Below are 22,035 nucleotides of genomic sequence, written 5' to 3' on the forward strand. Positions count from 1 at the left end.
TTACGTCATGGCGCTGTCGGCCGGGGGCCGTCTGCAGCGCCGCACAACGAACCAGACAGGCGTCACCGTTGCGCGGTATGATGTTGTGAAACCATGATGACAAACACGAAAAGGATAGGGACCGATGACGCCGATGGAGCAGGATGCGCGACGGCTTGAAATGACCGTTTTGATGACGCCGGACATGGCCAATTTCAGTGGCAAGGTCCATGGCGGTGCGCTCTTGAATCTGCTCGATCGCGTTGCCTTTTCCTGTGCTTCGCGCTTTTCCAAGCAATATGCGGTGACCTTGTCCGTTGACCAGGTGATCTTCAAGGAGCCGATCCAGGTGGGCGAACTGGTCACCTTCCGCGCATCGATCAACTATGCCGGCCGGACCTCGATGGAGGTCGGTATTCGCGTGGAGGCGGAAGATATCCGTGCCGGTACCCGACGGCATACGAACTCGTGCTATTTCACCATGGTCGCCGTGGATAGCGCAGGCCGCCCGGTGGAAGTGCCGCAATGGCGTCCCGAGACGGCGACCGACCAGCGCCGGCATCGCGCGGCCGAGTTGCGCCGGACGCTGCGGCGCGAGTTTGCCAACCGTCTGGAGGCGGTGGCGCAAACCGGCCGCGACGTGGAAGGGGCGCCAGGTTGAGGCGGGGCGCCGGTTATTCTTGTGATGATCGGTCAATTCCGCCGCACGAGCGATCTTCTGCCGCGAAATGATATTGGGCTTATCTCGCACGGAACGGGGGCGCGAAGCTGACCTACGATGCGATCATCTGGCTCAAAGAGCGGGAAGTAGTTCGACAGGCAGCGAGTGGATGATACAAAATCCCACGCGCGTGAAGAGCCGGGGCCACATGCGGGCCCCGACAAACAGCCCTGGAGACCAAAACACTTTCGTCCCGGCCGAACGGTCGGGCTGATCGAATAATCCGGCGACATCCGCTCTGCGGCAGGCCAAGCTGGCCGCTTAGCCATGAGCCCGCAGAGCGTTGCCGGCTCGCTTCAACCGACGAAGATCGCGCGCAAACGCGCGAACAGGCCTGTCTGTTTTCCCGCGATCGCTGCACGGATGTGACGGGCTGCCGTGGCAGCACTCACCGTGGCACCGAAGTGGCAATAGCAGATAACCCTGTGCAATTGCTCGTCGCTCAGTTCGAAGAACCGCTTTGCTTCGCCGTAAGTGTCATTTTCCAATCCGGCTGCGCGCAGGACAGGATCCTTGAATGCGACCGAGATCGGCGAGTCGTCGCCGCGCATGGTCGCACGCACTCTGGCCGGCTGATACTCGGTCTCGTGCAGCGTCGAGAGGTGGCGGTGGGGGATTTGTTCCAGGAGTTCCGCCCAGCGTTCCAGACGCTCTGCGCGCGTTGTCAGCCGGCGTGGGAAATCCTGTTTGACCTCGGCGACGATCTGCAGTTGGTCGAGTGCATGGTGCTTCATTTTGGCCTCCATTCAGACGATAGTTGCTCCGCCCCAGTTCCGAATTTAGCCCGCTATAAAGGTGACTCTTACGGGTGCCGAAGTCCAATCACGATATGCTCTGGGGAGCCGCTTTCACCAAAATGTGCAGCCTTCACAACGATGTGGCCGTGGTGCGAGACCGTTTTGCGCGTGTCCGGTGATATTGCCGAGCAGCTACAACCGCGCGCCGGTTGCGACCGGCGTGCGGGGTTTGATCGCCGCGGCGTGCTACGCGCCGAACCCGCCGTCGATGGTGTGGAGCGCGCCGGTCGTGAACCCGGCTTCGGGACCGGCGAGATAGGCGGCCAGGCCGGCGACTTCCTCCGGGCGACCGTGGCGCTTGATCGCCATGAAGCTGTGCATGAATTCGCTCATCGGACCGTCCTCCGGGTTCATGTCCGTAGACGTCGGACCGGGCTGGATGACATTGACCGTTATGCCCTTGTCTCCGAAATCGCGCGCGAGGCCGCGGGCCATGCCCTGCACTGCCGACTTTGTCAGCGCATAGGCGGCTCCGCCGGCAAAGGGCATGCGGTCGCCGTTGACCGAACCGACGATGATGATACGGCCGCCATCGGGCATCTGCCGCGCGGCCTCGACCGCCGCGTGATAGGGCGCGCGTACATTGACGTCGATCATACGGTCGACGGCATCCGCATCGACTTCCAGCGGATCGCCGAGGACGAGCGATCCAGCATTCACGACGAGCACGTCGAGCGCGCCTTGATCCCTGACGACCTTGGTGACCGCATCACGGTTCGCGGCATCGGATTGAATTGCGATCGCGCCCGTTTCCAACGCGAGTGCCTTTGCTGCTTCGGTTGAGCCCGCGTAGGTGAAAGCGACGGTCGCGCCTTCACCGGTAAAACGACGGACAATGGCCGCGCCGATACCGCGGCTACCACCTATGACGAAGATTTTCTTGCCGCTGAAATTTGCCATGGTTCGCTCCTTGAGAAGAAATGTAGTAAACGCTACATAACGAGTATTCCACGTTGGCGCAAGGATTTTGTAGTGACTGATACAAAAAATGTGAAATCGCGCGGGAGACCCCGTAACTTCGACGTAGACGAAGCCGTCGGCAAAGCGCAGGCGCTGTTCCATCAACGGGGATATGACGCCGTCAGCCTTGCCGATCTGACGGGAGCCCTGGCTATCAATCCGCCGAGCTTCTATGCCGCCTTTGGCAGCAAGGCCGATCTCTATGGGCGTGCGCTGGAGCGTTATGCGAAAACGGAGGGGCTGGACTTCGATCGTCTGCTCGCGCCGGAAAAGCCGCTGAACGAAGCGCTGGCGGACCTGTTCGATGCTGCGGCCGTTGCCTACACGACACATCCCGAGGCGACCGGCTGCCTGGTTATTGAAGGTGCGCGCGGCGGCACGGATGCGGTCGCTTGCGACAAGGCAAAGACGCTGTGGCGTCGGAGCCGGCAGGTGGTGCGCGATGTGATCGCTGACCGAGCGGCAGACCGCGCGGACGAGATCACGGACTATGTGATGGCGGTCCTGGCGGGCCTCTCGGCAAGCGCCCGCGACGGTCTCGGTGCCGCCCGACTGCGCGCAATCGGGCGCACGGCATCGCTGGCCTTCATGTCCGACAAGGCGCGATGAGTCTTCTCACGGCCCTCAACCGTGCTCTGACTGCGTCGCGGCGATGAAAGACTCGGCTACTCTGCCGTGCGCAGCCCGGAGACGTTGACAGACCGGTTCAGCTGTCCGATACAATGCGGGCATTCCGAGGGGAGCACCGAGCGGTGCTGAGATGGCGATGAGCCGAACCCTTGAACCTGATCCGGGTCATGCCGGCGTAGGAACGGGAACACGGGGCTTTGACGGCCTCCAGCCACGTCTTCGCGAGTTCCCGGATCTCCGTGATATTCCGATCTGGAGACCGACCGATGATGCACTCACCTTTCTTACCCCTTGTCGCGGCGAAAATCCGATGACGGCGATCGTACTGACGATAGCCGGGTCCGACTCCGGCGGCGGCGCCGGCATTCAGGCGGATCTCAAGACCTTTTCCGCCCTCGGTGTCTATGGCGCCAGCGTCATAACGGCGGTCACGGCTCAAAACACGAGGGGCGTCACCGCCGTCGCCGACCTTTCACCGGAAATCGTCACAGCACAGATCGATGCGGTATTTTCCGATCTAGACGTGACCGCCGTGAAAATCGGCATGGTCTCACGTCGGGAAACAATCGCCGCCATCGCCGACGGACTGCGTCGTTTCGGCAAGCGCGCCGTTGTGGATCCGGTCATGGTGGCGACTTCGGGCGACCGGTTGCTGCAGCCGGATGCGGTCGCGGCCCTGGCGGAGGAACTCTTGCCACTGGCGCTTGTCGCCACTCCAAACCTACCGGAAGCCGCGTTGCTGACTGGCCGTTCCGTCGCCGAGGATGAAAAGGAGATGGCGCGGCAGGCCGAAGCCATTCTCAAGAGCGGCGCCCGCTCGGTTCTGGTCAAGGGCGGGCACCTGCAGAACGGCGAGGCCACCGACCTCTTTTTCGACGGCAACGTGATTACTCGCCTCCCGGCTGCGCGGGTAGAGACGATCAACGATCACGGCACGGGCTGTACGCTTTCGGCAGCGGTCGCGGCCGGCCTCGCGCTCGGGCAGCCACTGACGGATGCCGTACGCGCCGCCAAGGCCTATCTGCATGCTGCGATTTCCGCAGCGGATGCCTTGGCCGTGGGCAAGGGACGCGGTCCCGTGCACCACTTCCACAGCTGGTGGTAGTAGCCGCGAGACGTCGTCGAAACTGCACCCGCCCGCAAGCCGCTCCGGACGCCGCGGTGTCGCGACGGTTGCGACTCAAACATGATTTCCATGGTTAATGGGCTCGACGGCGCCGCGCGTCTTATCAGACGGCGGCTCGTTCCCTGCGGAGTTTTTCCTGTTTCATGCGCTGGCACTCGCTGTGCTGGCGGTCGTGGTGGCCCTGATGGCGCTGGCTGGATCGTCGGGCTCGATCGAAAGCCGTCACGATGATTTTTCGCCGCTGCGGAAATCCGAAGTCAGTCAAAGTCAGGTCGCTTCCCGGTTTCGATGAAACCGACGGCAGTCCGCACCTGCCTTCGCAGATGCGGACGCGAGCCATGAGCTAAGCTGCGGGGCGGTTCCCGTCGATCGTATGCTCGACATAGTATTTGCCGTAACGATGCCGATATTTTTCCACACCGCCGAAGTCGCTGTACTTCGAAAGCTCGTCCATGTCGGTCTTGTTGAGGATAACCCCAAGCACCTTTGAATTGATCTGCGGCTCGGAATGCAAGACGTCGCGCACCAGTCGGGACGGCGTTCTTCCCCATTCGACAACGAAGATGAAACCGTCGGCAAGGGGAGCAAAGGCCTTCGCATCCACGACGGGTGCCAGCGGCGCGAGGTCGACGACCACGTAGTCGAACGAGCTGCGCGCGTTCTCGATCAGGTTTGCCATGGCAGCCGATGCGAGCAGTTCGTGGCTTTGATGCGGTTGATGATGGGACGCCTCGCCGCCAACCGGGAAAATGGCAAGCTTGGTCCGCTGGTCGACCTTGATGCCGGCGGGCCAGGTGGCCTCTCCCATCAGCGTCTCGACGAGCCCCGTGCGCGGAGCGGGCGTGATCATCTGGGTGAGGCCGGGCTTGCGTATATCGCCGTCGATCAAGAGCGTCCGCTTGCCGCTTGCGGCCAACAGCGCCGCGAAGTTTGCGGCGACGACGGATTTCCCCTCGTCCGGAACCGCCGAAACGATCCCGATCACACGGCTTTCGTTGCCGTGCAGCATGTGATCGCAGGCGAGCTTGGCGTTTCGGAAGGTTTCCGCAAAAGAGGATTGCGGCGCATCGAGGACCATGCGCGACAGGCGCTGGAATTCCACCGTCCCTTCGGGGATCGCTTCTGGTTGCCTGTCGGACGCAAAGCGCGTGCGCACGAGTTCCGCAGATTTTTTCGTTCGTATGCCGACCAGCGGAACATAACCGAGCGACTTGTGGCCGAGGATGGTGCGCACGTCGTCTTCAAGACGGAAGGTTCTCTCGCGGAACTCCTGGAAGGCGGCGAAGGCGCCACCGGCCATCAAGCCGAGCACGGCGGAAAGTGCAAGCGTCAAGGTCTTCTTCGGGCTCGATGGGGCGGTGGGAACCCCGGCTTCGGAGATGACCCGGGCCTTGGCGATCGGGAAGGAGCGTTGCTGCGCCGCCTGCTCGTAGCGGCCGAGATAGGACTCGTAAAGCGTCTTGAGCGCCGCCGCCTTCTGTTCGAGCTCCCTCAAATGAACAAGCGACTCGCTGGCGTTCGTGTTCCGGCCCACGACCCCTTCGATGCTCTCGCGCAACGACGACTCGCGTGAGCGGGCGACTTCGTATTCATTCTTGTAGCTTGCCGTCAGTTGCTGCAGTTCCTGATAGATCTGCCGCGCGATGTCGGCCTGCTCGGTCCTGAGCGATACAGCCTGCGGGTGGTCCTCGCCAAAGTTCTGGGCGACCTCCTGCTCGCGTTTGCCGATGGTGAGATAGCGGGCCCTGAGATCGCGGATAACCATGTTGTCTCCCTCCTTGGGAGAGATGGTCGCGTTGTTTACGGCGGTCTCGGGCCCCTGGTCGATAATCGACTTGAACTGGTTGTAGCGCGCGGAGGCGGTGGCCGTATCGGCCTGGGCGACGATGAGCTGGCTGTTGAGGTCCGACAGTTGCTGTTCGGACATCAGTTCACCGCGCGCGGCGGTCAGACCGTTTTCGCTCCTGAACCGCTCAACCTCGAGTGCTGCCGCCAGCGAGCGCTGCCGCAGATCCGCGAGGCGTTCCTGCAGCCAGACGGAAGCCCGTTCCGTCGCTTCGAAATTGGCGTTCAACTGATCGGTGAGATAGGCTTCCGCATAGCCACGCACGACGGTAGCGGCAAGCAGGGGATCGCTCGACTTGTAGGCTAGTGCGACTACGGAGCTTCGCGATACGCGCTCGACCGTCAGGGCCTGCTGGATCAACGCTGCTGCCTTCAATCGCCGGCCATTGCGTGCCGCCTCCTCCGAAACCACGGGACCGGACGAAAAGAGGCCGGTCGCTGTCCTCAGCCACTCCTTTACGATGGCAACCGGCGAACGCGGCGGATTGATGATCGTCTCGTTCTCGGAAAGGTTCAGCTTGTCGACAACCCGCAGGGCAAGCTCGCCGGACTTCAGGATCTCCACGGCGCTTGCGATCTGGGTGTCCAGCATCTGGCTGTTTGCGGGCGTTGGCTCTTCCTCGGCAAATTTGGACAGATTCTCGTCAAGCAGAATCTGCGTCATGGAAGTGTAGATCGATGTCGCAAACAGCAGGTAGGCGACGCCCAGCATGATGAAGAGGACAACAAAGGCCGCAACCAGCTTGGCCCTGCGAACGACAATCGCCAGAAGTCGATCAAGATCGATAAAACCGTCGGCTTCTTCCTCGCGGGGCACGATGCTCAAGGGGACACTTCTCTGTTTCATGGGGGCCGCTCTGTTCATTTTTTTCTCCGGTCCGTGCGCCGGCGGCTCCAGGAGCCGCCGGGAAACATTTGCTTATGCCGCTCGGATGCGGCTTTCGTGAGACAGGACAATCTCGCGAACGGATTCGAGCACCATCTCGCCGATATCCGCGCGGTTGAGCGCGAAAGCGACATTCGCCTCGATGAAGCCTTGCTTCGAACCGCAGTCGAAGGTTCTGCCCTCGTAGGGATGGGCGTGGAAGGGCTGTGTCGTCGAAAGCTTCAGCATGCCGTCGGTCAACTGGATTTCGTTGCCCGCGCCGCGCTGCTGGTGCGCGAGAATGGAAAAGATCTCCGGCTGGAGAATATAGCGCCCGTTGAGATAGTAGTTCGACGGTGCCTCTTCCGGGGTAGGCTTTTCGACCATCTGCGTTACCGCGAACCCGTGCCGAACCGTTCCGCCCTTGCCGACGATGCCGTATTTGGGCGCGTCCTCGGGGGCGCATTGCTCGACGGCGACGACATTGCCTCCGACTTCCCGATAGAGATCCATCAGTCCGGCCATGCAGCCGCGTGCGCCGAAGGAGAGCATGTCGGGAAGCAGAAGCGCGAAAGGCTCGTCGCCGATAAGGTCGCGTGCGCACCACACCGCGTGGCCGAGACCAAGCGGGGCCTGCTGGCGTGTGAAGCTCACGGAGCCGGCGGTCGGCAGCATGCTTTCGAGCTCGGAAATCTGTGCTTTCTTACCCGAACGCGCCAGCGACGAGATGAGCTCGGGCGTATCGTCGAAGTGGTCCTCGATTGCCTGCTTGTTGCGGCTGGTGACGAAGACGATGTGTTCGATACCGGCCTGACGCGCTTCGTCCACGGCGTATTGAACCACGGGCCGATCGACGATCGTCAACATTTCCTTCGGCACGGCTTTCGTCGCGGGAAGGAACCGGGTTCCGTTTCCGGCAACCGGAATTACTGCTTTTCTGACGGTCCTGATACGGTCCATTGTATCATCCTTTGCTTGTGTGAGGGCTCTCGCCGCCCAGCGGGGATCGTTCAGCCGCCACCGTCATGGGGGCGGTCTCTGCGGATCGCGCCGCAAGGCGGCGCAGTCGTACGGCGATCGGCATGTGCAAATGCCGAAGCGCAAGGGGGTCGGCGAGCGCGGCCTTGAGCGCGCCGGCCAACGATCTTTTTTTCAACTGCTCGACCAGCAGTAGAAACGAGCGCGCCTGGTGGAAGCCGCGGGTACGCTTGCGCTGCATCCTTTCCGACAGGACATCGAGCGGATAGCGGCGCAGGAACGCTTCATCTGCGGACATCATGGCGTCGATATGCTCCAGCTTGAGCACGCGTGAGATGGAACCCTCGCGGATATGATAGATGTAGCCGGCCGAGGGTTCGATGGCGCAGCGGCCGCCGGAGGCAAGGGCGGAGGCAAGCAGAATATAGTCTTCGCCGATCCGGAGCGTCTCGTCGAAACGAAGATCATGCTCCTCGAGGAAGCGCCGCTCGAAGACCGGCTTCATGTAGCCGAAGTTGTGCTGCGAGCGAAAAATCACGTTCGACCCGATGAAGGCGGCGAGTGTCAACAGCGGCTGTCGAGCGAGCTCGGCCTCCGAGAACATTCTAACGCTGCGCCCATCAAGCGAAACGACGTCGAGATTGTCGACGACGACCTGGGCTCCGGATTTCTCGGCGCGCTCGATCATTCGCGCCAGCCGATCCGGCCTTACGGTGTCGTCCGAATCGAGAACCGCGATCCATTTGCCGCGCGCCGCTGCCAAGCCCACATTGCGGGCCCCGCCGGGGCCGCGATTGTGCTCGAGCGCAATCAGCCGCACCCTCGGATCGCCGATCGTCGAAACAATGCCCACCGTCCCGTCCGATGAACGGTCATCGACGACAACCACCTCGACGGCAACGCCTTCCTGGCGAAGCGCGCTCTCGACGGCGCGGACAATCGTGTCCGCGGCATTGTAGGCAGCCACAACAAAGGTGACGTCCGGAACGAACTCGCTCATGCCGACGTCACTCCCGTTGCTCCATACTGTTCGAGTTGCTTGTGACCGAGAAGCCCGCTCACGACGCCGGCGTGCATGATCGCGCGCAACGCAAAACGATAGCGATGCACGGGAGAAGGCAGGAAAAGCAGGGCCGCCAACGAGCAATAGACCGACTTGGCAGACGCCAGAGCCAGGTTCCACGGCTGCCGTGAACCGTTTGATTTCTCCGCCAGCAGGCGGCCGTGCGTCTGGCCGGAACGAAAGCGACGCTTCGAAAGCCATGAGAGGGAGGCGCGTTTTTCCGGAACCGGCTCATCGACCCAGGCCTCCGAAGCAAAAGCGATGGTTCCGCCGGCGTCATGCATCGCGGCGAAAAAGTCCGTGTCCTCGCCACCGCTCTTGCCGAGTGCGAGCTTGAAGCGGCGGCCATTAAGCGCAGGCGCTCCGATGTTCAGCAGGACGTTGCAGGTATAGCCGGTGCGAATTTCACCGCCGACCCAAACGGGCCGGGTCGAATGAAAGTCGCCGCGACGCATCCAGGCAGGTGCCGACGTGCCATAGGTGGCACGGACAGGCCCCAGAACCGCATCGGAGCGGGTCGTGCGCGCCGCTTCCAGCAGGCTTACCAGCCACTCTTTCGAAGCGGTCTCATCGTCATCGATGAAGGCGAGAAAATCGCCTGTGCTGCTGTCGAGGCAGGCGTTGCGTGCGAGCGAGATGTTCGACGCCGGGCAATGGACATAGGTCAAGTCGAAGGGCATCTCCGCTCGGAGAGCCTCCACGAGAGGTTTTGCGCTGGGTTCGATGTCGTTGTCCGCGACAATGATGCGGATCGCGGCCCCGGCAGGCACCGCGATTGCGCCGAGCGAACGAAGCGTCTGGACGAGCTCCGGCCGCCGAAAGGTGCAGACGGCAATATCGATCCGCACCGGCGAGACTTTCTCGGTCGCTGTCATCATGGGATCACCCGAAACCGTCGCAAGTCGAGAAGCTCGCGCCAGAAGCCGGCCGACCAGGCGAGGTGCATGACCATGGCCGAGATCGCGGCCAGCGGCCCATAGGGATTTCGCTCACCGAGCACCATCCATGCTCCATAGCCAAGGCACGCGAGTGCCCAGACACCGAACGGGATGACGGCGATCCAGTTGACGACCGCAAGCAGCGCCCCGACTGCCACGGGTGCTACCGCCAGCGGCAACAACTGCCGCAAGCCGGGCATGGCGCGATGCTTCAGGAAGTTCTTCGCCCGGCCCCGGCCATAACCGAAATATTGCCGGAAGAGCGGACCAACCTTCGCGCGCGGATAGTAAACCATGTTCGTCTTGTCGGTCATCCAGATACGGTAACCGGCTTTTCCCAGGCGATAATCCAATTCGGCGTCTTCGTTGTGGCTGAAGGTCTCGTCATAACCTCCGACCGCCTCGAAAGCGGCGATGCGCATGAGCGCATGGTGTCCGTGGTCGGCCCAATGGCCGGTGGCGCCGGCTCGATGCTTGGAGCCACCGTTGCCAAGCTTTGAGTTCTGCGCGAAGGCGGTCGCCTTCTGAAAGGTGCTGACGCCGACGGTCTCCATTGCCACGACCACGGCGTCGGCGCCGGTCGCCAAGGCCTCTTCGACGAGACGCTGGCAATAGTCGTCCGGGTAGCTTCCGTGCGCGTCGATGCGGATCAGGTAGTCGAAGGAGGCTCCAAGTTCCGAAACGGCGCGGTTGATCGCGGCGCTCTGTATGCGCATCGGGTTATCGAGGAAAAGGACACGCTCGTCCTCGGCTGCAAGACGGCTCGCAATCTTGCGCGTGCCGTCGGTGCTGCCGCCGTCGACAATCGCAATCGTTGCGTTCAGCGGCCCCAACGACGGCCGCAGCTTCGTGACCAGTCCCTCGATGTGCTCAGCCTCATTGAGGCAAGGAATGACGATCAGGCTGGATGTCAAACAGTCGGTGTTCATAGCAATCCACCCTCGTTGTGGCGGGGCTGCGGCACGGCCGGCGTCGGCATCGTCTCAGGCGTTTCGGCGGCGAGCGCCGTGAGGCGCCGCACCAGTGCCTCGCAGTCCGTACGATCGAACACCCAGGTTCCCGGGTTGCATTGGGCGACACCCTCAGTCGCCTCGATGTATCGATCCGGCGTCATCGGACCGAGCAGAGCGGCCAGGCTCTCGGCGTTGGCCTCCTCCAGCACCAGCCCAATGCCCCGCACCGAGAGAAAGCGCGCCGTCTCCGTGCCTTTCATGGCTATCGGAACCCGCCCGTAACGGCATCCCTCATAGAGGCGGTTCGGCAGCAGCCATGCGGAGTTCTGGCCTTCCTCGAAGAAATCGATCGCCCAGGTGAAATGGACGCCGCCATAGATGTCGGCGAGATCTTCGGGATTGCGATAGGCGCCCTCGAAGCTCATGAAGGGCTCATTTCGGACGAACGCGTCAAAGTCCTCGAATTCGGAGTAGGCGGGCCGGCCGCGGAGAACGATTTCGAAGCGGCCCTCCATCTTTCGCGAGAAGTCGGCAAGCAGCGCCAGCGACTTGCTGCAGCGCAATGCCCCAAACCAGCCTATCTTCCACGGTGGACCGGGCACGGGGCATTGCGCCGAATCGGCGATCCGATCGGCGGGGCCATCGATTTCGAGGACCTTGTTTTCGAGAAGCAGTGCTGGTGCATCGAGACCCGAGAGCGGGCGAAAATAGTGCTCGATGAAAGCCGGCGAACTGGTGATCAGCCAACGTGCGTCGCGTCCGAGGTGGGCTTCGGTGGCACGCAGCGCGCGCCCGACGACGTCCTTGCGCAAGAGCAGCCGGTGTATGTCAAGGCATTCATAGACAATCGGGACCCCGCCGCCGAAAAGCGCCACGGCGCGCTTGGCAACGGCCAGCATCTCGAGGTTGCGGGCGATGATGAGGTCGGGCTTTCCGACATTCGCCAGCTTGCTCTTAAGCGAAAGGCAGGCGGAGGCAATCGCTCCGATCCGTTGCGCGAAGCGTCCGTCGGCTGTCACGCCGAGTTCGATCGGCTCAATGCCATGCGTCGCGGCGAGCGAATTGACGTCGCGGCGAAAGCCGGCAAGCGTCACCTTCGCGCCACCCGCGACAAGCGTCAGAATTCGACGACGCACCGCAGGATCGGCAAGGTCCTGTGCCAAATAAAGTATCTGCAGCATGAAAACATCCGTTTCCGTGCTCAGCCCCGGCCGAGCTTAGTTCAGTTTCTTGTGCATCGCAACATGTTGCTGCATATGCTCAATACTTGGTCAAATGCTCAGAAATCACTCACTCAAACGACATGCGACCGACTCGGCGAACTGGCATTCGTCGCCGGGGGCCGTGAAAGCGACGCGGTCGACTTGGAGCCTTGTCGGCTCCATGTAGGAGAATGTGCCCATCCAGTCCCTGAGGGTGTCCGTGCCCCAGAGACTGAAGAATATCTTCTGCGCGTTGGTCGGGATCTTTTTCGGATCCGTGACCTCATGGACCAACTCGCCGTTGACGTAATAGCGGATCCGCTCCTTCTCCCAGACAAAGGCATAGTCGTTGAAGCCCTGGTTGGCGCCACCGGGAACATCGGCAAGATGTTCGTTGCCACCCTTGGCTGAGACATATTGATTGAGCTGGACCTTTGCCGGGTTCTTGCCGAGCACTTCGAAATCGATTTCGTCGTGCGGCTTCTTGTCGGCCGGACCGATATAGGTGAAGAAGGCCGAATTCAGCCCGGAACCGTCCGCTGTCTTGATCCGTGCTTCGTAGGTGCCATAGCCGAAGCGCTTGCGGGTCTGAATTTCACCGCAGACGAAATTGCGTTCGCCTTGCTTGCCCTCTTGAAAGACCAGCTCCAGTATGCCGTTGGCTATTTTTACCTGCTTCTTGGACCAGGTGCAATTCTGGTGAGGACCATTGTTCCATCCGTCCGAGACATACCAGAAGCCGGTGTTCAGTGTGTCGAAGTCGTCCATGAAGGACGCGCCGTTGGCGCCCGTCTGGGCGGTCGCGGTTCCGGCGAGGCTCGCAAGCGGGAGTGTGACGAGTGTGAGGCGGCGCAGACGCGCATAGCGGTCGGGTGTCATTGTCATTACCTTTGTTGCGGCGAATAGCTTGCGTGCCCGCCATCTTGTGCCGGAAGCGCCATTCGCCCGGAACCTGATCGGCTTCCCGCCAGGACGCCGAGCAGATCGGTTGCCAGTCGCTTCACTAGATCGTGGCAAGCGACCAGGACTGCGATCATCAGGATCGGCATCGTGAAGTCGGAGAGGGGGTAGTCTGCAAACCTGCTGCCACTCCAGAGCAGACCTTCACCGGGATGGAAGAGGAGCCAGTCCAGAAAACCGTAAGCGCCCGGGAATGCGCTCGTTTGCCGATCAAACGGGACGTGCACGAACACGATGCCGCAAACCAGCACAATGCGCAGCAGATCGACTCGCGACGAAACATTCGCGTCCATACCCACGATGTCAGTCACTCCCTATCTGGCAGCGCCTCGGCGGCAGCCGTTTCAACAGAGCAGTCTTGAGCTCGTAGGAGACAAACTAGGGCACGGGCGAAGAAAAAATATGGCAGTGCAACAGAAAAATGAAACGAATCATGTTGCACTGCACCTAAGGAGCGAATCCTAAAAAAACCGGCGGCTACCGCCCCATGCCGCCCTTCTTCAAAAAACCTCGGATTCGCCGCATGTTGCAGAAATTGTGCCCTGCAAAATTCTGGGGCAATCAAGGGTTGAGTCCCGGAAATATGTTTTTTTTAATTGAATGTTTTTTTTCGAGAATAATCTGGCCTTGGAGCGAGGACGCGACGAATTGCGGCAAGGTTTGGGCAGCTTTGTAGCATTCGATCGAAGGTAAAGCCCGCAAGGCGACAAAGCCGTTGAACATGCTCGGATATTTCGCCGGTCCTGTTATGCAAGCCCGCCTTACCTTGTGGCGGTTACGCGACCTCGGTGCATAGTGGGCGCTGTGCAAATTGCCGTGCCGCGGAGCTGCCTTTCGCGATCTACATCGCCCTTTGAATCGCTACATGGTTTTAGGCTACGGAAACATAGAGTGGCGCGGCGTATGTCAGACGCGCGAAGGCTCACTCAGGCGGGTCAATCATCGTCCTGCTTTGCGGAAACGGTGTGCGCTTCGTCCTCCAGCAGCGGTCTGGCACTGTTCTCCGCATTGCCGTTTTGCTCGGCTGCCGCAGCCCTGTTCTCCGATTTCAACGAAGGCATCAGAAGCGCTGCAATGATGCCCACGGGGCCGAGAACGCAACCAATCAGCAGCCAGCGAAGACTGTGGCCGCCCCTGAGCGCGGCCACGACCGCGGTCACGATGCTGCATAAGATCCAGATTTCAACGATCATTGATTTCGCTTGCTGCCTTCACAGGTCGGCTTTCGGTTCACGCGTCCGGCCAGCGCCGGACATGACCGGCCGAACTGACTGCGCCAAATTCCGGCGCCAGCCGAGCGGGCGGTGGCCTGCGCGTCAGCATAAGCGCCCTTGCTGTGTTCTTCCCGGTCAATGGCATTGCCGGTCTCCACGAGCCAGCGGTTCACGTCTTTGCCGTCGGCGCGAAAGCAGGTGCCGACAAAACGGCCGTAGCGATCGCGCTTGACGAGGTCGCAGCGCGTAGGGCGGGCCGCGGCCAGAAACGCGTCCAAAGCAGAAGCCGCATCCTTGCCACATCGGAAGTCTGAGCCTTTCTCATCCGAGCAGACTTGCCAGCCTTCCGGTGCGTCGACACCACTGAACTGGATGCGCTCGCCGGCGATTTCAATGGTATCGCCATCGATAACCGACGCGTGGCCAACGATCGGCTCTGCTCCTTGCGCGCTGTTGGCCATGACCAACAGAACCAGGAAAAAATAAACTTTTCGCTTCGTTACTGGAGACACGGCGCTGCAACTCGATTTCGCTCGGCGCTGAAAAGCGGGAAGTCTGCCGTCGAAGGCCGCTGCCGCCATCTCAAAGCCGATCATGCGCCGTTCCCGTCCAGCCTCGTTGGCTGTCACACTAACTCAGGTGCCTCGTCGTGCGTATCCTGCAAAACTGGGGGTGAGTGGCCGTGTGAGGCTTTTTACCGCTGATTGAGCAGTTCTGCAGGACGGGGCCGGGACGTGAAGCGCAAGGGTGAGGCGCTCAGAAGACAAATATGTAAAGCAGGATGATGACGACCAGGGGAACACCCATTAGCCACAGAATGATGCCTTTCATACCGCTCACCTTCATTTCGTTGCTGTTGAGGCGGTAACGCGAAGGCCGAAGAAGCGTTCCTTTCCGGCATGCAGGCAACAAAAAAGGCCGGGGCAACCCGACCTTTCCTCTTCGCTGCTCTACCCTGCCAGTACATCCGTGGTCAGCGGCATAAGCGCAAAGCCTACCTGCAGGTCAGGCGATCTCGCCGACATCTGCACAGGCAATTTGTTGAGCGGGATGTGGGAACTCCAATGGAGGATTGCAAGGTCTGTCACGTCTAATCTTTTTCAAAGCCACTCTACGTAGGCCACGATCCGGCGCGCTGCCTCGCGAGCGCGGCGTTACGGACTCTGTTGAGCTTTGCCGCTACTCCCCGGCTCGATCATGGGCGTTTCAAGCAGGTAGCGGATGGCACCTGAGCCGCCGAGTGCGACCGGTGCCGACGATTGACGCGGCCGAAAGCGCTCGGTCTTGTCGGCAAGGATTCCGCCGACGATCGCCGGGAGCGCACCGGGATTTTTGAAACCATAGCCTATCGCGCGCAAGTAACCCGCCTGGTTCTTGAGATCGAGAAAGTGGCGCAGTTCGTAGCGGTCCCGGATGTGGCGCTCATGGCGACGGATGGCGGTCGCGGCATCGGCGCTCAATGGACTTTCGGTAAGGATCGCCCGGTCCGCCTCGTAAAGTCGCTTCAAGTCGTCCGTGCGGTGGCTACCGCTCAACGAATTGCCACGTACGACGGCGGCATAGCCGCAGCTGTGGATGATCTTGTAGCGAGCGCCCTTGGCCAGTGCTCTGGCATAAAGGTCGTAGTCTTCGCCGAGGCGCAGGTCTTCCTTGTAGCGGAGCCGATGTTCATCGAGGAACGAGCGTCGCATCAACGGCTTAAGGAAGCCGATCTCGCCGCGACGAACGCCGCGCCGGGAGATATTGCCCTCTACGAAACCGATAAGATCGAGCAGGCGGGGACGGGGCGTGAAACGGCCGATCCTGCCGTGCGCTGTGTCGGCCTGGCTTGCGTCGATGAACGCGATGTTGTCTGCAATGAAGTCCCAGTCTTCCTCTAAGAGGAGCTGACGAAGTCGACCAGGGAAAAAGAAGTCGTCGGCATCCAGCACGCCAAGAACCGGCGATTGCGAGATTGATATCGCATGATTGCGTGCGGCGGCCGGACCGCGGTTTTCTTCGAAGCGGACCACCTTCAGTCGGCCACTTCCGTCGTCCGCCGCGTGTGCGGTGCGGGCAGTGTCATCGGTCGAACCGTCGTCAATGATCACGACTTCGGCAGCTTCCGGTTCGGCAAGCGCGGAGGCGATCGCCCTGGTGATCGTGTCGGCGGCGTTCTTTGCGGCAATGATAATGCAGACGTTCGTCGGCGCGGCTGCGGTCATACTGGCCTCCAGCAGGTGATCGAGATGCGTCGGTGTAATGCAATTTCCACCAGACCCGCAAAACATGTCCGGCGATCATGTCGCAAACGCGTCAAGCTCGAAATTTTTTGCAGTGCGGCAACGCAGCGGCTGATGCGGCCCCCGAATTGCTGCCTTGATCAGAGGCGATCGACGGAACCGGAACCTAGCGGTTGGAGTGGCCCGCGCGGTTCAAACGGCGGATCGAAACCTTGCCTGTTTGCTTGTCATCGGAAGCAGGTTCGACCGGCACCTTGCCGGTAGATAAACTGCGCCGGGCCCGAGCCTCCTTCCAGACCAGGAAGACGACGGCGATGAAATATCCGACTTGCATCAGCACGGCGCAGATCAGTGTCTGTATCGCCGCCGATGTCAGTGAGCCGTTCAGGATGTAGGTTGCGATGGCAAAAGCCACCAATGCGCCGATCATGCTGGCAAAGACGCGTGGTGCGAACATCCCGCTACCCCGCCTTCGGATTCTTTATGCGAATGACCATCGGACTCTTACGCCTCTCCTCCCACTTTTTTCACTATATTAGTGGTCTCTTTTCTCTTCAACATGCAAAGCAGAACTTTGTCGCTACTGTTTTTTACCGCGAAAATCTTTCCGTCACGTTCACTGCGCGTGAGAGGGCGAATCACGTTGGAGTGATCATTCCTGGAATACAATGGGTGGTTGTGTCGCTGAAAGAAATGCAACAAAACTTGTGGAGATCGGGTACGAACTGGTTCGTTTGCGGACCCCTAAATTGAGAGGGGTATATGCGAACTCATTCTGATCGCTGCATCTTTTGGCGCTGCGAAAGGAGTTTTCCTGATCAACTTTTGTTACAAGTAGTGTTCGTAAAGGTCGAGAAAAATGTGCACTGCAAAACTATGGTGCAATGCAAAAAATCGAACCGGATCGAACGTTTGTCAATTTCGTGCCGGCGCCGCTGCCGCCCGTCCGAGTGAAACAATGATAGGATCGCTGTAATACTTCGCGATCCGCAAGAGTTACGCGCCGCCAATGTTTCAACATGGCGGCCTTGTGACAAATTATCATGATTATAAGTTGCGGATGTTTGTAATTAAATTTTAGTAATAGTGCGTGCGCCCAAAGGGTTAAAACGCTCTGGCGAGGGTGCCCGCGGAGGCGGCCTTGTTTTTGCCTTCAAAAAACAAAATCTCACCATACACTCGCGCTAGATGACCCGCGTCCTGCGGGACCGACACTCGCAAAACGTAAATGGAGTCACCTCTATGAAGTCCGCGACTCGCTCGGCCACTTCGCCGTTTTTCATCGCACAAGAGACCGGGGTCTTCCGGCCGATAGGTGGCATATCAAAACGAAGTTTTGACGTTGCCGCGGCATCCTTGGCTCTTATCTTCTTCAGCCCGCTCTTCCTGCTCATCATGGCGCTCGTTAAGCTCTCTGATGGTGGGAGTGTTTTCTATGGACACCGCCGCATCGGCCACAACGGTCAGGCCTTCAAGTGCCTGAAGTTCCGGACGATGATGGAAAACGGCGATCGTGTGCTGAAGGACTATTTCAAGCAGAATCCATCCGCCTACGAGGAATGGCGCACGACCCGCAAGCTCCAGCACGACCCGCGGGTTACCGCTGTAGGCAGCGTGTTGCGCAAGCTCAGCCTCGATGAATTGCCGCAACTTCTCAACATCATTCGCGGCGAAATGAGCGTGGTCGGCCCGCGCCCGGTCGTCGAGGACGAACTCGAGCTTTATGATTCGGCTGCCGTCTACTATCTGCGTTCCCGGCCTGGTCTGACCGGCCTTTGGCAGATCAGCGGCCGCAATGACGTATCTTACGAGGCCAGAGTGGCCTTCGATACGCAATACGTCCAGAACTGGTCGCTCCTTGCCGACCTTGCCATCGTCGTCAAGACGATCCCTGCCGTCTGCTTCTCACGCGGCAGCTATTGAAATCTTGGCACTGACCGCATGGTCGAGACAGTGTCAGGCATCAGGAAATCACGAAAATGCAACCTATCAGAATTTCGGGGACATTCGCCGTCTCCCAAAAGCTTTCCTGCTTCGCGCGTGTTGCGCTGATCGCGGTCATGGCCGTGGTAGGGGGCGCGGCGGCACAGGCCGACGAATACCGGCTCGGCGTGATGGACAAGCTGCGCGTCCGCGTCGCCGAGTGGCAGACTGCCGAGGGCGCCGTCCGCGACTGGTCGGCCGTCAGCGGCGACTATACGATCGGTGCATCGGGGAATCTCTCTCTGCCCTTTATCGGCGACCTGCCAGCCTCGGGCAAGACGACAACGGAAGTCGCTGCCGAGATCGGCATCCAGATGCAGAAGCTCTTCGGCCTGCGCGACCGGCCTACGGCGTCGGTCGAAATGGCGCAATACCGCCCGGTCTATCTTACCGGCGAGGTGGAGACTCCGGGCGAATACCCCTATGCGCCGAAGATGACCGTACTCAAGGCCGTCAGTCTCAGCGGGGGATTGCGCCGCGCTCCAAGCGGCCAACGATTCGTCCGGGACTACATCACCGCGAGCGGCGAATCCGCCGTGCAGGTCTCCGAGCGCAACAGGCTGCTCATTCGCCGCGCCCGGCTTCAGGCTGAAATCGGCAAGCGCGACAAGATCGAATTGCCCGACGAACTCAAGAACGCCGAGGGGGTTGAAAAGCTGCTTGCCAATGAGACGGCTTTGATGCAGTCGCGCGACAAGCGGCAGGAGCGGCAGCTGGCAGCCCTTGCCGATCTTAAATCCCTTCTTCAAAGCGAGATCGAGTCGCTTGCGAAGAAATCCGAGACCCAGGCGCGCCAACTCGAACTCGTCATGGAAGACCGCGAGAAGGTCGACAGCCTCGCCGAAAAGGGGCTGGCGTTGAGCCAGCGCAAACTCGCGCTCGAACAAAGGGTCGCGGACGTGCAGTCGTCGCTGCTCGACATCGACACCAATTCGCTCAAGGCAAAGCAGGATTACAACAAGGCGACGCAGGACGAGACCAATCTGCGCAACGATTGGGACGAGCAACTCGCCCAGGAACTGCAGAACACCGAGGCCGAGCTCGAAACGCTCTCGCTGAAGGTCGGCACCAGCCGCGACCTGATGGCCGAGGCACTGCTGCAATCGGCCGAGGCGGCACAATTGGAAGAGCAAAACGCCGAGGCGAACATCACCTATTCGATCATCCGTGAAAAGGATGGCACGCCGACGGAGATCGCGGCGAGCGAGAATACCGAGGTGCTGCCCGGCGACGTCATCAAAGTAAGCGCCGCGCTGGCGATGCGGTGAGTTCACCATGCGGATTTCGAAGGCGAGCCTCGTCAGCCCTGGGGTGAATCAGCTTTACGGCGCTGTGGCCGTGGCGCTGTCGTTGTTCGTCTTCGCCTATTCGCCCCGCTTCGGGCAGGTTTCGATTCTGCTCTATTACGCTTTGTGGCTGCCGCTGGTCCTCGTCGACTACCGCAAGGTTCTTGGCAACTACGGCAAGTATCTCTGGATCTTCGCCTTCACCATATTTGCCTGTCTTTCCTTCTTCTGGTCGGCGGCGCCGGCGATGACGATGCGCACCGGAGTGCAATATCTCAGCCACGTCGTCTGCGCGCTGATTGCCATGCGGACGATCGATATCCAAACACTGACGCGGGGAGGGATCGCCGGCGTCGCCATTGTCCTGCTCTATTCGCTGCTTTTCGGCGTCTATCATTACGATCCGCTGGACGGCACGTACAGCTTCGTTGGCGCTTTTGCATCGAAGAACCAACTGGGCTTCTACGCTTCGCTAGGCATCTATTTCGCCTTCGTTGCTGTTTTCACCCTTGGCGAACGTGGTTTCTGGATGGCGGCGGCGGGCGTCGCCGGGCTGATCTCTGCCTATTCTCTGCTGGCTTCCCAGTCGGCAACTTCGGTCCTGACGGCTGCGGCAATCATCAGCCTCTGCCTCGGAATGCGGGTGATATCCGCCCTGCGGCCCTCGAGCCGCAAAGGGCTTTTCGTCGCCGCGGCAGTGTTCGGCATCGTTGCCTCCGTGGCCGTGGTCTATGGCGGCGGGCTCGACCTGGTGCTCGGCGCCTTCGGCAAGGATTCGACCCTTACCGGCCGAACCTATCTGTGGCAGCAGGGCATCGAAGCGGCCGCGGCTGCGCCGATCGTCGGGATCGGCTACCAGGCCTATTGGATCCAGGGATTTTCGGAGGCGGAACGGCTCTGGGAGGAGTTTTACATTACCGCGCGCTCCGGGTTTCATTTTCACAATACCTATATCGAGGCGATCGTGGAAACGGGGGCGATCGGCCTCCTGTTGCTGACCACGATCCTGCTCACGACCGTGTTCGGCCATCTGAAGCGGCTGCTTTCAGAAGACCGCGATCCGGATTCGCTGGTGCTCTTCGGCATTGCAATGCTGCTTCTCATCCGATCCTTCGTCGAGGTCGACATTCTCAACCCGTATCACGTCGGGTCGTTCTTACTGTACTTTTCGGCGGGCAAGCTGACGATCCCGCGCACGCGACCGACCACGAACTGGCTCTGGCCGGAAGACGGGCGTTCCACAGCCTACAGGGTTCGTTTCAGCGCGTAATACTGCGTCACGGGGGCGCTCAATGAAAACGATCCACGGGGCCCAATACCTGCGCGCGGTGGCAGCGCTCGCGGTGGTGATATTCCACGCGGCTGAAAAGACCGGCCATCATTTCACGATCGGCGCGGCCGGCGTTGACGTCTTCTTCGTCATCAGCGGCTTCATCATGTGGGTCATCAGCGATCGCCGGCCCGTCACACCCGCAAGGTTCGTGATCGATCGCCTCCGGCGAATCATGCCCGTCTACTGGATGGCGACGATGGTCATGGTCGCCGGAGGCGTCGCGGGGCTTTTCCCGAATATGGTTTTATCTGTGAAGCATGTGCTCGCTTCATTGTTCTTCGTGCCAATGCGCTCTCCGAGCAATGGCGAGATATGGCCGGTCCTGGTGCAGGGCTGGACGCTCAATTTCGAGATGCTTTTCTACGCGGTCTTCGCGGTCTCGCTGCTGCTGCCGCGAAACTGGCGCTTGCCGTCGATTGCAGGCCTGTTCTTCCTGCTGGTATTGGGCGGACTGGCGACCAGTATCGACAATCCCCTGATGCTGACTTATACGCGACCCCTCATCCTTGAATTCGTGGCAGGCATGGTCATCGGCGAGTTCTGGCTGAAGGGTAGGGTGCCGCCGCTCGCGGCCGGCGTGGCGCTGATCGCCTGCTCGCTCGGCGGCTTCGCACTTATCGGCCTTCTCCGACTGCCGTTCGATGAATTCACAGTCGGCCCGTTGGCGACGATGCTTGTTGTCGGCGTCCTCTCAGCTGAGGCTAGCGGACGTGTCCGTTCGATGTGGTTGCCTAACCTTCTCGGCAACGCCTCCTACTCGATTTATCTTTGGCACACTTTCGCGATTTCCGTGGTCGCCAAGGCCGCTTCCATAGTCAGGATCGATGCCGACTTGTCGATGGCCATTTGCGTGCTTTCAGGCATCCTGATCGGCATTGCCGGCTATACGATGCTGGAGCGCCCGTTGCTTCATCGAAGCCGCATACAACCGGCGGCCCAGAGCTTGGCTGGGTAAGTCAGCAAGTGCTGAGGCGCGGCAT

Annotated in this window: 22 protein-coding genes and 1 riboswitch; of the genes, 8 read left to right on the top strand and 14 right to left on the bottom strand. The window is 60.5% G+C overall.

The annotated features are described in order from the left end of the window. Positions 1 to 124: 124 nt before the first annotated feature. Positions 125 to 640 (top strand): acyl-CoA thioesterase, encoded by a 516-nt coding sequence (locus ILFOPFJJ_RS26160; protein ID WP_173513478.1) that lies wholly within the window; start codon positions 125 to 127, stop codon positions 638 to 640. Between the two features lie 356 nt (positions 641 to 996). Here ILFOPFJJ_RS26160 and ILFOPFJJ_RS26165 read toward each other — a convergent pair whose 3' ends face one another. Then, positions 997 to 1,434, bottom strand: a complete 438-nt coding sequence (locus ILFOPFJJ_RS26165) for a hypothetical protein (RefSeq protein WP_173513479.1) — start codon at positions 1,432 to 1,434, stop codon at positions 997 to 999. Between the two features lie 249 nt (positions 1,435 to 1,683). Continuing rightward, a complete protein-coding gene (gene bdcA / locus ILFOPFJJ_RS26170; protein WP_173513480.1) occupies positions 1,684 to 2,397 on the bottom strand; it encodes an SDR family oxidoreductase in 714 nt (237 codons plus the stop codon). 72 nt (positions 2,398 to 2,469) lie between these two features. Between bdcA and ILFOPFJJ_RS26175 the strand changes: the two genes are divergently transcribed. The 3 genes from ILFOPFJJ_RS26175 (at position 2,470) to ILFOPFJJ_RS26185 (ending at position 4,505) form a co-directional block, all read left to right on the top strand. After that, complete coding sequence (locus ILFOPFJJ_RS26175; protein WP_173513481.1) at positions 2,470 to 3,066, top strand: TetR/AcrR family transcriptional regulator; 597 nt, start codon at positions 2,470 to 2,472, stop codon at positions 3,064 to 3,066. 117 nt (positions 3,067 to 3,183) lie between these two features. Continuing rightward, positions 3,184 to 3,286: riboswitch (TPP riboswitch) on the top strand. Positions 3,287 to 3,397: 111 nt separating this feature from the next. Further along, positions 3,398 to 4,192, top strand: a complete 795-nt coding sequence (gene thiD / locus ILFOPFJJ_RS26180) for a bifunctional hydroxymethylpyrimidine kinase/phosphomethylpyrimidine kinase (protein ID WP_173513482.1) — start codon at positions 3,398 to 3,400, stop codon at positions 4,190 to 4,192. Positions 4,193 to 4,289: 97 nt separating this feature from the next. Then, complete coding sequence (locus tag ILFOPFJJ_RS26185; protein WP_173513483.1) at positions 4,290 to 4,505, top strand: hypothetical protein; 216 nt, start codon at positions 4,290 to 4,292, stop codon at positions 4,503 to 4,505. A 51-nt stretch (positions 4,506 to 4,556) separates the two neighbouring features. Here the strand turns inward: ILFOPFJJ_RS26185 and ILFOPFJJ_RS26190 are convergent, their stop codons facing one another. From ILFOPFJJ_RS26190 to exoX, 12 genes are all read right to left on the bottom strand, one after another. After that, on the bottom strand, positions 4,557 to 6,923 hold the full coding sequence (locus ILFOPFJJ_RS26190; RefSeq protein ID WP_173513484.1) for a polysaccharide biosynthesis tyrosine autokinase: 2,367 nt from the start codon (positions 6,921 to 6,923) through the stop codon (positions 4,557 to 4,559). A 54-nt stretch (positions 6,924 to 6,977) separates the two neighbouring features. Further along, positions 6,978 to 7,883, bottom strand: a complete 906-nt coding sequence (locus ILFOPFJJ_RS26195; RefSeq protein ID WP_173513485.1) for a UTP--glucose-1-phosphate uridylyltransferase — start codon at positions 7,881 to 7,883, stop codon at positions 6,978 to 6,980. Between the two features lie 4 nt (positions 7,884 to 7,887). Then, positions 7,888 to 8,901, bottom strand: a complete 1,014-nt coding sequence (locus tag ILFOPFJJ_RS26200; RefSeq protein ID WP_173513486.1) for a glycosyltransferase family 2 protein — start codon at positions 8,899 to 8,901, stop codon at positions 7,888 to 7,890. Next, on the bottom strand, positions 8,898 to 9,839 hold the full coding sequence (locus ILFOPFJJ_RS26205; protein ID WP_173513605.1) for a glycosyltransferase family 2 protein: 942 nt from the start codon (positions 9,837 to 9,839) through the stop codon (positions 8,898 to 8,900). The genes ILFOPFJJ_RS26200 and ILFOPFJJ_RS26205 overlap by 4 nt, the downstream gene beginning before the upstream one ends. Further along, the gene (locus ILFOPFJJ_RS26210) at positions 9,839 to 10,831 is read right to left on the bottom strand and encodes a glycosyltransferase family 2 protein (protein WP_173513487.1); all 993 of its coding nucleotides are present in this window, start codon (positions 10,829 to 10,831) and stop codon (positions 9,839 to 9,841) included. Before ILFOPFJJ_RS26210 ends, ILFOPFJJ_RS26205 begins: the two co-directional genes overlap by 1 nt. Beyond that, positions 10,828 to 12,036, bottom strand: coding sequence for a glycosyltransferase family protein (locus tag ILFOPFJJ_RS26215; protein WP_173513488.1), 1,209 nt, complete (start codon positions 12,034 to 12,036; stop codon positions 10,828 to 10,830). The genes ILFOPFJJ_RS26210 and ILFOPFJJ_RS26215 overlap by 4 nt, the downstream gene beginning before the upstream one ends. Positions 12,037 to 12,141: 105 nt before the next feature. After that, positions 12,142 to 12,936: an endo-1,3-1,4-beta-glycanase ExoK gene (exoK, locus tag ILFOPFJJ_RS26220; RefSeq protein WP_173513489.1), complete on the bottom strand. Its 795-nt coding sequence runs from the start codon at positions 12,934 to 12,936 to the stop codon at positions 12,142 to 12,144. Positions 12,937 to 12,941: 5 nt separating this feature from the next. Then, entirely contained in the window at positions 12,942 to 13,328 is a 387-nt protein-coding gene (locus tag ILFOPFJJ_RS26225) for a hypothetical protein (protein ID WP_173513490.1), read from the bottom strand. A gap of 624 nt (positions 13,329 to 13,952) precedes the next feature. Beyond that, entirely contained in the window at positions 13,953 to 14,210 is a 258-nt protein-coding gene (locus ILFOPFJJ_RS26230) for a hypothetical protein (protein ID WP_173513491.1), read from the bottom strand. Next, complete coding sequence (locus tag ILFOPFJJ_RS26235; protein ID WP_246299801.1) at positions 14,207 to 14,692, bottom strand: thermonuclease family protein; 486 nt, start codon at positions 14,690 to 14,692, stop codon at positions 14,207 to 14,209. The genes ILFOPFJJ_RS26230 and ILFOPFJJ_RS26235 overlap by 4 nt, the downstream gene beginning before the upstream one ends. A gap of 693 nt (positions 14,693 to 15,385) precedes the next feature. Continuing rightward, the gene (locus tag ILFOPFJJ_RS26240) at positions 15,386 to 16,435 is read right to left on the bottom strand and encodes a glycosyltransferase family 2 protein (protein WP_173513493.1); all 1,050 of its coding nucleotides are present in this window, start codon (positions 16,433 to 16,435) and stop codon (positions 15,386 to 15,388) included. Positions 16,436 to 16,619: 184 nt separating this feature from the next. Further along, the gene (gene exoX / locus ILFOPFJJ_RS26245) at positions 16,620 to 16,910 is read right to left on the bottom strand and encodes an exopolysaccharide production repressor ExoX (RefSeq protein ID WP_173513494.1); all 291 of its coding nucleotides are present in this window, start codon (positions 16,908 to 16,910) and stop codon (positions 16,620 to 16,622) included. 785 nt (positions 16,911 to 17,695) lie between these two features. Between exoX and ILFOPFJJ_RS26250 the strand changes: the two genes are divergently transcribed. Genes ILFOPFJJ_RS26250 through ILFOPFJJ_RS26265 form a run of 4 tightly spaced genes read left to right on the top strand, consistent with a single transcriptional unit; the run spans position 17,696 to position 22,010 of the window. Continuing rightward, on the top strand, positions 17,696 to 18,376 hold the full coding sequence (locus ILFOPFJJ_RS26250; RefSeq protein ID WP_173513495.1) for a sugar transferase: 681 nt from the start codon (positions 17,696 to 17,698) through the stop codon (positions 18,374 to 18,376). A 56-nt stretch (positions 18,377 to 18,432) separates the two neighbouring features. Further along, a complete protein-coding gene (locus ILFOPFJJ_RS26255; protein WP_173513496.1) occupies positions 18,433 to 19,704 on the top strand; it encodes a polysaccharide biosynthesis/export family protein in 1,272 nt (423 codons plus the stop codon). A 7-nt stretch (positions 19,705 to 19,711) separates the two neighbouring features. Next, positions 19,712 to 20,992 (top strand): O-antigen ligase family protein, encoded by a 1,281-nt coding sequence (locus ILFOPFJJ_RS26260; protein ID WP_173513497.1) that lies wholly within the window; start codon positions 19,712 to 19,714, stop codon positions 20,990 to 20,992. 22 nt (positions 20,993 to 21,014) lie between these two features. Beyond that, positions 21,015 to 22,010, top strand: coding sequence for an acyltransferase family protein (locus ILFOPFJJ_RS26265; RefSeq protein WP_173513498.1), 996 nt, complete (start codon positions 21,015 to 21,017; stop codon positions 22,008 to 22,010). Positions 22,011 to 22,035: the final 25 nt, after the last annotated feature.

It is taken from the genome of Sinorhizobium psoraleae (assembly GCF_013283645.1).
Lineage (GTDB): Bacteria > Pseudomonadota > Alphaproteobacteria > Rhizobiales > Rhizobiaceae > Sinorhizobium > Sinorhizobium psoraleae.

Coding starts and splice junctions, on each gene's coding strand:
- ILFOPFJJ_RS26160 (WP_173513478.1), top strand. CDS start 125: ATGACGCCGATGGAGCAGGATGCGCGACGGCTTGAAATGACCGTTTTG.
- ILFOPFJJ_RS26165 (WP_173513479.1), bottom strand. CDS start 1,434: ATGAAGCACCATGCACTCGACCAACTGCAGATCGTCGCCGAGGTCAAA.
- bdcA (WP_173513480.1), bottom strand. CDS start 2,397: ATGGCAAATTTCAGCGGCAAGAAAATCTTCGTCATAGGTGGTAGCCGC.
- thiD (WP_173513482.1), top strand. CDS start 3,398: ATGACGGCGATCGTACTGACGATAGCCGGGTCCGACTCCGGCGGCGGC.
- ILFOPFJJ_RS26185 (WP_173513483.1), top strand. CDS start 4,290: ATGGGCTCGACGGCGCCGCGCGTCTTATCAGACGGCGGCTCGTTCCCT.
- ILFOPFJJ_RS26190 (WP_173513484.1), bottom strand. CDS start 6,923: ATGAACAGAGCGGCCCCCATGAAACAGAGAAGTGTCCCCTTGAGCATC.
- ILFOPFJJ_RS26195 (WP_173513485.1), bottom strand. CDS start 7,883: ATGGACCGTATCAGGACCGTCAGAAAAGCAGTAATTCCGGTTGCCGGA.
- ILFOPFJJ_RS26200 (WP_173513486.1), bottom strand. CDS start 8,901: ATGAGCGAGTTCGTTCCGGACGTCACCTTTGTTGTGGCTGCCTACAAT.
- ILFOPFJJ_RS26205 (WP_173513605.1), bottom strand. CDS start 9,839: ATGACAGCGACCGAGAAAGTCTCGCCGGTGCGGATCGATATTGCCGTC.
- ILFOPFJJ_RS26210 (WP_173513487.1), bottom strand. CDS start 10,831: ATGAACACCGACTGTTTGACATCCAGCCTGATCGTCATTCCTTGCCTC.
- ILFOPFJJ_RS26215 (WP_173513488.1), bottom strand. CDS start 12,036: ATGCTGCAGATACTTTATTTGGCACAGGACCTTGCCGATCCTGCGGTG.
- exoK (WP_173513489.1), bottom strand. CDS start 12,936: ATGACACCCGACCGCTATGCGCGTCTGCGCCGCCTCACACTCGTCACA.
- ILFOPFJJ_RS26230 (WP_173513491.1), bottom strand. CDS start 14,210: ATGATCGTTGAAATCTGGATCTTATGCAGCATCGTGACCGCGGTCGTG.
- ILFOPFJJ_RS26235 (WP_246299801.1), bottom strand. CDS start 14,692: ATGGCCAACAGCGCGCAAGGAGCAGAGCCGATCGTTGGCCACGCGTCG.
- ILFOPFJJ_RS26240 (WP_173513493.1), bottom strand. CDS start 16,435: ATGACCGCAGCCGCGCCGACGAACGTCTGCATTATCATTGCCGCAAAG.
- exoX (WP_173513494.1), bottom strand. CDS start 16,910: ATGTTCGCACCACGCGTCTTTGCCAGCATGATCGGCGCATTGGTGGCT.
- ILFOPFJJ_RS26250 (WP_173513495.1), top strand. CDS start 17,696: ATGAAGTCCGCGACTCGCTCGGCCACTTCGCCGTTTTTCATCGCACAA.
- ILFOPFJJ_RS26255 (WP_173513496.1), top strand. CDS start 18,433: ATGCAACCTATCAGAATTTCGGGGACATTCGCCGTCTCCCAAAAGCTT.
- ILFOPFJJ_RS26260 (WP_173513497.1), top strand. CDS start 19,712: ATGCGGATTTCGAAGGCGAGCCTCGTCAGCCCTGGGGTGAATCAGCTT.
- ILFOPFJJ_RS26265 (WP_173513498.1), top strand. CDS start 21,015: ATGAAAACGATCCACGGGGCCCAATACCTGCGCGCGGTGGCAGCGCTC.